The 6,168-nt window shown below is 70.8% G+C and carries 5 protein-coding genes; 2 read left to right on the top strand and 3 right to left on the bottom strand.

Going from position 1 to position 6,168, the window contains the following annotated elements:
• Positions 1-39 precede the first annotated feature (39 nt).
• From sepH to STRIP9103_RS02270, 3 genes are all read right to left on the bottom strand, one after another.
• Positions 40-1,071, bottom strand: coding sequence for a septation protein SepH (gene sepH / locus STRIP9103_RS02280; RefSeq protein ID WP_048819553.1), 1,032 nt, complete (start codon positions 1,069-1,071; stop codon positions 40-42).
• A 403-nt stretch (positions 1,072-1,474) separates the two neighbouring features.
• The gene (locus STRIP9103_RS02275; RefSeq protein WP_048819552.1) at positions 1,475-2,794 is read right to left on the bottom strand and encodes a D-arabinono-1,4-lactone oxidase; all 1,320 of its coding nucleotides are present in this window, start codon (positions 2,792-2,794) and stop codon (positions 1,475-1,477) included.
• The gene (locus tag STRIP9103_RS02270; RefSeq protein WP_009296249.1) at positions 2,754-3,995 is read right to left on the bottom strand and encodes an MFS transporter; all 1,242 of its coding nucleotides are present in this window, start codon (positions 3,993-3,995) and stop codon (positions 2,754-2,756) included. Before STRIP9103_RS02270 ends, STRIP9103_RS02275 begins: the two co-directional genes overlap by 41 nt.
• Before the next feature lie 159 nt (positions 3,996-4,154).
• Between STRIP9103_RS02270 and STRIP9103_RS02265 the strand changes: the two genes are divergently transcribed.
• Together STRIP9103_RS02265 and STRIP9103_RS02260 are read left to right on the top strand one after the other, a co-directional pair.
• Positions 4,155-5,282, top strand: coding sequence for a ferrochelatase (locus STRIP9103_RS02265; RefSeq protein ID WP_009296255.1), 1,128 nt, complete (start codon positions 4,155-4,157; stop codon positions 5,280-5,282).
• An 8-nt stretch (positions 5,283-5,290) separates the two neighbouring features.
• Positions 5,291-6,109, top strand: coding sequence for an inositol monophosphatase family protein (locus STRIP9103_RS02260; RefSeq protein ID WP_009296257.1), 819 nt, complete (start codon positions 5,291-5,293; stop codon positions 6,107-6,109).
• Positions 6,110-6,168: the final 59 nt, after the last annotated feature.

The following is a 6,168-nucleotide window of genomic DNA, read 5'->3' as shown; positions in this document are numbered from 1 at the left end:
CTACGGAAACGACCGGCCCCGCACACCGTCCTGGCCCTGCTACTCCTGTTTCTTGCGTCGCGTACCGAACACGATCTCGTCCCAGCTCGGCACCGCCGCGCGACGGCCCGGCCGGACACCGTCGGCCTCGGCCTGCCGATCGGTGGCGCCGATCAGCCGGTCACGGTGGCCGTTGACCGACCGCGGCGGCATGAGGACGTCCGCGTAGGCGGAGCCGGCCGAGGCCGCGGGCGCCGCGGACTCCTCCTCCACCGCTTCGTCGACGGACTCCTCCTGCGGCTCCGCGGAGGGCAGTTCGGGCACCACCAGGTCGCCCCGGTAGCTCGGTACGGCTTCGAGGATGCTGGTGAGCGAGTCGCGCTCGCTCACGCCCTCCTCGTCGGACTCGGGCACCGCGGGCAGGACGGGACGTTCCGCCTGACGGTCCATAGGGCGATCGCGCGGCAGCCGCGCGATCCTCGGCACGAACGGGAAGCTCGGCTCGGGCGTCCCGAGGTCGTCGGACTCGCCGATCAGGGAACGCGCCTCGTCGTCGACGGCCTGCACGAGCCGACGGGGCGGGTCGTACGTCCAGCTCGCCGAGTGCGGCTCGCCCGCGACCCGGTACACCAGCAGGACCTCCCAGGTGCCGTCGTCGCGACGCCACGAGTCCCACTGGACGGTGTCCTTCTCCGCCCCCCGGATCAGCAGCCGCTCCTGGACGGCCTCACCGAGCTGGGGCCCGGCGGCGTTCTCGCCGGGACGGCGCACAGGGGTCTTCCGGGCCCGCTCCGCCATGAAGGCGCGCTCGGCCAGTACGGGACCCTCGAAACGGCGTACGCGATCGACGGGGATGCCTGCGAGCTGCGCGACCTCTTCCGCCGTGGCGCCCGCACGTATACGCGCCTGGATGTCGCGGGGGCGGAGATGGCTCTCGACCTCGATCTCGATCTGGCCGAGGCGCGGCCGATCCCCGCGCACGGCGGCACGCAGCCGCTCGTCGATCGGCAGCGTGTACTCCGTGGAATCGGCAGCCTTCAGCACCAGCCGTGTGCCGTCATTGGAGACGGCCACGACACGCAGTTCGGGCATGGGGACCTCCCGGGTGGTGCCTGCCGACGTCACGTGCGTCGCTGCTTCCGCTAGTCGAGTGTGGCCTGCCCGGGTGCAGCCTGCCACAACCTTGCCGAGTTGCCCGGCGTGTCGGGCGTGGGCCCGAGGCCGCCGTTATGGCACGGTTACCTATTCGCAACGCTAAGTGACGAACCTCATCACCCTGTGCAACGATCCCCCTCCCGGCGGTCCTCGAAGGCCCCGGACACCCTGGCGGGAGTCCGGACCCAGGGCTCGCAACAGTACTCCATTCGGGCCACTTGCGTGGATCGGCACGCCGCTCGACTTCTCCTGGATGACGGCAATCGGCCGCCGGAACAGCCCTCTTCGCGACCACGGGGAGGGGGACGCTTCACACGATCACCGGAACCCCCTGCTCCGGCTACGCCCCCAGCACTCGGCGCAAGTAGTCGTTCTGGAACCGCCGTTCGGAATCGAGCCGGTCACGCAGAGCAGTGAACTCGCCGAAGCGCGGATAGACCTTGGAGAAGTAGTCCGTGTCGCGCGTGTGCACCTTGCCCCAGTGCGGCCGTCCCTCGTGCGCGATGAAGATCCGCTCGGCGGCCGTGAAGTACGCCTGATAGGGCGTGCCCTTGAACATGTGCACGGCCACGTACGCGCTCTCGCGACCGGAGGCGGTGGAGAGCGTGATGTCGTCGGCCGGGGCGGTGCGGACCTCCACGGGGAAGCTGACGCGCAGTCTCGAACGGTCCACCATCGCCTTGAGTTCACGCAGCGTGTCCACCAGGGCCTCGCGCGGCACGGCGAACTCCATCTCCACGAAACGCACTCGGCGCGGAGACGTGAAGACCTTGTAAGGGATGTCGGTGTAGGTCCGCGCGGACAGGGCGCGGCTGGAAATCTGCGCGATCGTCGGGATGGTGGCGGGAACCGCCTGCCCGACCCAGTTGGCCACCTGGAAGACACCGTTGGAGAGGAACTCGTCCTCGAACCAGCCGCTCAGCTGAGGTACGGGCTTCTCGGGGCCCGCGCTGCGGTTGTTGCGCTTGGTGTTGGTGTTGCCGGTGTGCGGGAACCAGTAGAACTCGAAGTGCTCGTTCTCGGCGTGGAGTTCGTCGAACTCGGCCAGCACCTTCTCGAACGGCATCGGCTCCTCGCGCGCCGTCAGCAGGAAGATCGGCTCCACGGCGAAGGTGATCGCGGTGACGATGCCCAGGGCGCCGATGCCGACCCGGGCCGCCGCGAAGACATCAGGGTTCTCCGTCTCGGAACAGGTGAGGACCGAGCCGTCGGCCGTCACCAGCTCAAGTCCCCGTATCTGGGCGGCGATCGAGGCCGAGTCGCGCCCGGTGCCGTGCGTGCCGGTGCTGGTGGCGCCGGAGACCGTCTGCTCCATGATGTCGCCCATGTTCGTGAGCGACAGCCCCTCGCGCGCGAGCGCGACATTGAGTCTCTTGAGCGGGGTGCCGGCACCCACCGTGACGGTCATGGCGTCACGGTCAATCTTGCGGATGCCGGTCAGCAGTTGAGGGCGGATCAATACGCCGTCGGTCGCGGCGGCGGCCGTGAAGGAGTGCCCCGTACCGACAGCCTTCACCCTGAGGTCGTCCTCGGCGGCCTTCCGTACGGCCGCGGCGAGTTCCTCGACGGTGGCCGGGGTGACCTCCCGTACGGGCCGGGCGGTGACGTTACCCGCCCAGTTACGCCACGTGCCGCTCTTGCCGATCACTGTGGTGCTCATGGGGCCCTCCCCGATCCGGTGCCGGCCTGCGCAGCCGGCGGTACCCGAGGAAACCGACCGTGGCCGCGACGGCTCCGGACACCGCCGGAACCCCGTACCCGGCCTTCGCCCCGGCTGCGTCGATCACCCAGCCGGACACGGAGGAGCCGAGCGCGACGCCGACCGCGAGGCCGGTGCTCACCCAGGTCATGCCCTCGGTCAGTTGCGCGCGTGGTACGTGCTCCTCGATCAGGGCCATCGTCGTGATCATCGTGGGTGCGATGGACAGGCCGGCGACGAAGAGCGCCACGGCCAGAAACGGCAAGTTTCCGACCAGTAGGAGGGGGATCATACTCACGGCCATGCCGCACACGCCCAGCAGCCATCGAAGCTCCGCGGCGCCCGAGAAACGCAGCAGCCCGAAGACGATGCCCGCAAGACAGGAACCGGCCGCGTAGATCGCCAGGACCACGCTCGCCGCGGCCTTGTGGCCCTGCTCCTCGGCGAAGGCCACGGTGACCACGTCGACGGCCCCGAAGATCGCCCCGGTCGCCACGAAGGTGGCCACCAGGACCCGCAGTCCGGGCGACCGCAGAGCCGAACCGCGCTTGTCGTGCCGCTCGCGCGGGTGCGGCCCCGGCTCGGTGGCGCGCTGGGCGGTCAGCCAGAAGACACCGGCCGCGAGGAAGCCCCCGGCGAGCAGCGGCCCGGCCTCCGGGAACCACGCGGTGGACAGCCCGATGGAGATGATCGGCCCGAAGATGAAGCAGATCTCGTCGACGACCGACTCGAACGAGTACGCCGTGTGCAGCTGCGGGGTGCCCCGGTAGAGCGCCGCCCAGCGCGCACGGGTCATCGCGCCGAGGCTCGGCACACAGCCGATGCCGGCCGAGCAGACGTACAGCACCCAGTCCGGCCACCCGTAGTGCGCGGCGAACAGCAGCCCCGCCGCCGCGGCCAGCGCGAAGAGCGTCGCCGGGCGCAGCACCCGCCGTTGCCCGTACTGGTCCACCAGACGGGAGATCTGCGGGCCGAGCACGGCGGCGGACAGCGCGATGGTCGCGGACAGGGCGCCCGCGAGGCCGTAGCGCCCGGTCAACTGGGAGATCATCGTGACCACGCCGATGCCCATCATCGACAGCGGCATCCGGCCGAGGAGACCGGCGACGGTGAAGGCCCTGGTGCCTGGAGCGGTGAACAGGGCGGCATAGGGGCTGGGCACGGAGGTCTCCGATGGGTGCGGGACGTGCGGGAAACGCCCCCTAGAGATGCTGTAAGGCGTCAAGTGAGCCGATACAGCTTACGGGTCAGGTGACCCTAAGTCACTCTCGGGCATGGGCCGGGATCCCGGTTGTCGGCGCCGGGTGGCAGGATCTGAGTCATGCCACAAGCGCACGACGCCACCCCCTACGACGCCCTGCTCCTGCTCTCGTTCGGCGGCCCGGAGGGCCCGGACGACGTGGTCCCGTTCCTGGAGAACGTGACGCGGGGGCGCGGCATCCCCAAGGAACGCCTCAAGGAAGTCGGGCAGCACTACTTCCTGTTCGGCGGGGTCAGCCCCATCAACGACCAGAACCGCGCCCTGCTCGACGCGCTCCGCAAGGACTTCGCGGAGAACGGCGTGGATCTGCCGATCTACTGGGGCAACCGCAACTGGGCGCCCTACCTGACCGACACCCTGCGCGAGATGGTCGCCGACGGCCGCCGCCGCATCCTGGTCCTCGCCACCAGCGCGTACGCCTCGTACTCGGGCTGCCGCCAGTACCGCGAGAACCTGGCCGAGTCGCTGGCCGCCCTGGAGGCCGAGGGGCTGGAACTGCCGAGGATCGACAAGATCCGGCACTACTTCAACCACCCGGGCTTCCTGGAGCCCATGATCGACGGTGTCCTGAAGTCACTCGCCGACCTCCCCGAGGACGTCCGGGACGGCGCCCACATCGCCTTCTGCACCCACTCCATCCCGAACGCCTCGGCGGACACCTCCGGCCCGGTCGAGGAGCACGGGGACGGCGGCGCGTACGTCGCGGAGCATCTGGACGTCTCCGGGCTCATCGCCGACGCCGTGCGCGAGCGCACCGGCGTCGACCACCCCTGGCAGCTCGTCTACCAGTCCCGCTCCGGCGCCCCGCACATCCCGTGGCTGGAGCCGGACATCTGCGACCACCTGGAGGAGCTGCACAAGGCCGGGGCCCCGGCCGTCGTGATGGCGCCCATCGGGTTCGTCTCGGACCACATGGAGGTCCTGTACGACCTCGACACCGAGGCCATGGCCAAGGGCGAGGAGCTGGGCCTGCCGGTGCGCCGCTCGGCCACCGTGGGCGCCGACCCGAGGTTCGCCGCCGCCATCCGCGACCTGGTCCTGGAGCGCGCGGCGGTCGAGCGGGGCCAGGACGTGACCCCCTGCGCCCTGGGCGCACTCGGCGCGAGCCACAACCTGTGCCCGGTGGGCTGCTGCCCGGCCCGCGCCCCGCAGCCCGCCGCCGCGGGCGCCGACAGCCCGTACGCGTGAGGAGCACTGTGACAGACCAGCCGGAGCAGCAGGACGGGTTGTACGCCGAACTGCTCGCCATAGCCCTCGACGCCGCCCACCGCGCGGGGACCTTCCTGCGTGACGGTCGACCCGACGACCTCGGTGTGGCCGCCACCAAGTCCAGCTCGGTCGACGTCGTCACCGAGATGGACGTCGCCTCCGAGAAGCTGATCACCGGCCTGCTGGCCGAGCGCCGACCGCAGGACGGCGTGCTCGGCGAGGAGGGCGCCAGCGTCGAGGGTTCCAACGGCGTCCAGTGGGTGATCGACCCCATCGACGGCACGGTGAACTACCTGTACGGCCTGCCGAGCTGGGCCGTGTCCATCGCGGCCCGGGTGGACGACGAGACGGTTGTCGGCGTGGTCCACGCCCCGATGCGCGGCGAGACCTACCGGGCGGTCCTGGGCCAGGGCGCGTACGTCAACGACCGCCCCGCGCGCGTGCGCCCCGCCCCGGAGCTGGGGCTGGCCCTCGTCGGCACCGGCTTCGGCTATCGCGCCGAGCGCCGGGCCAGGCAGGCCGACGTGCTGCGCGAGCTGATCCCCCACGTGCGCGACATCCGCCGCGGGGGCTCGGCGGCGATCGACCTGTGCGACGTGGCCGTGGGCCGCCTCGACGCGTACTACGAGCGCGGCCTGAACGCCTGGGACTACGCGGCCGGCGACCTCATCGCCCGGGAGGCGGGCGCCCTGACCGGTGGCCGCCCCTCAGAGCCCCTCTCACCCGACCTGACCATCGCGGCCCCACCCGGCCTCTTCGAACTCGTCCAGGCCCGCCTGGACGAGCTCGGCGCCTGGCACGACTGACAGACCGTCCCACCGGGACTGACACAGCGTTCCGACACGGACGGAAACACGAAGAGGGA

Source organism: Streptomyces ipomoeae 91-03, from assembly GCF_000317595.1.
Lineage (GTDB): Bacteria > Actinomycetota > Actinomycetes > Streptomycetales > Streptomycetaceae > Streptomyces > Streptomyces ipomoeae.
The sequence above is the reverse complement of the archived record's forward strand: the minus strand, read 5'-3'. Positions and strand labels throughout refer to the sequence as shown.